We start from the raw sequence: 1,320 nt of genomic DNA on the forward strand, positions 1-1,320 counted from the left end.
TAACACACGGGTAAGCCGTTAAAGGGGCATGGATAAAGCTACTAGGATTAGGAAAGACATCATGAAATATATTCTGAAGGCTGAAAATATTGGATGGAATATTAATGAACAATTGACTATGAAAAGAAGGAAAAGGTATGATCTGTTAAATGCTAGGTTATTTACATTATGGGATATATGACTAACAGGAGAGAGCAAGAAGCATGAGTCAAAAGTTAGTTATTGCATATTTATAATCAAGTCAGCAGTTGCTTGACTGTATAGAAAGAAAGATAATAATATACATGCCTAGGAATTGTAAAAATTCTGCTCTTAAGCTAATGACAGGCGAAACACCATGGCTAGTCATAAAGAACGTAGAGGCCTGGCTTGGACCTACCCAGGTTTTCAGAAACCTAACATTAAGATTAATTCAAGGAGAAAACACGGCAATCTTAGGTCCTAATGGATCTGGTAAAACAGCACTTGTAAAATTAATCAGTCGCAATATATATCCCATAGTCAAAACCGATTCTATGATAAGTATCTTCGGAGATCAAACAATTAAAGTCAATCAGCTACGTTCACGTATTGGAGTGGTTTCGACTGACCTGGAGGTACGCACCCAAGACTTTATTAGAGCTAAGGATGTAGTTTTATCTGGATTTTATGGGTCAATAGGAATTAACATTAACCGTATACAAAAAGAGGAAGAGATCAAAAAAGTGCAGAAGCTAATGTCAGAGCTAGGATTGCAAAAGATATATTCGAGACCATTCGGTCAATTATCAGATGGAGAAAAACGTCGTTTATTAATTGCCAGAGCAATGATACACAAGCCGGAAATATTGGTATTGGATGAACCCACAAATGGACTCGATCTGAAATCACGACACCAGTTACTGGCATGTATTCGCATGTTGTGTAAAGGCAGAACAACGATAATTTTAATAACACATCGTGTTGAAGATATAGTAGAGGAAATGCAACGAGTCATATTCCTAAAGAAAGGAGAAATCATTCGGGATGGCGCACCTAATGATCTACTACAATCAGAACCACTAGGAAATCTATATGAAACACCACTAGAAATTATTTTTGTCAATGGATATTATCAAGTCATACCAGGGTAATTTGAAAACACTAAATGGCCACTCAAAGAGCGAGTTTTATAGAACTAAGTTTTTGCCGAAAAAATAAGTAACCAATATTATTAGATTTTGAATAAATAATTAGGATATTTAAGTAAATTAGATCAAGAATTTAAATAATCACTTCATGATCAATACAATCAATAAGCTTATAATAAAGATTGCTAGGATTATCTGCCAGCGTAACATA

General features: G+C 34.8%; 1 protein-coding gene. It reads left to right on the plus strand.

The window, feature by feature from the left end; translation table 11 throughout:
* The first annotated feature begins 320 nt into the window (after window positions 1-320).
* The gene (locus tag PMIT1303_RS00445; protein ID WP_063397074.1) at window positions 321-1,112 is read left to right on the plus strand and encodes an ABC transporter ATP-binding protein; all 792 of its coding nucleotides are present in this window, start codon (window positions 321-323) and stop codon (window positions 1,110-1,112) included.
* Window positions 1,113-1,320 lie beyond the last annotated feature (208 nt).

The sequence above is a fragment of the Prochlorococcus sp. MIT 1303 genome, from assembly GCF_001631965.1.
Classification (GTDB): Bacteria; Cyanobacteriota; Cyanobacteriia; order PCC-6307; family Cyanobiaceae; genus Prochlorococcus; species Prochlorococcus marinus_D.

What these genes read in the sequence shown, in the direction of transcription:
- PMIT1303_RS00445 (WP_063397074.1), top strand. Translation starts at nt 321, where the DNA reads ATGACAGGCGAAACACCATGGCTAGTCATAAAGAACGTAGAGGCCTGG.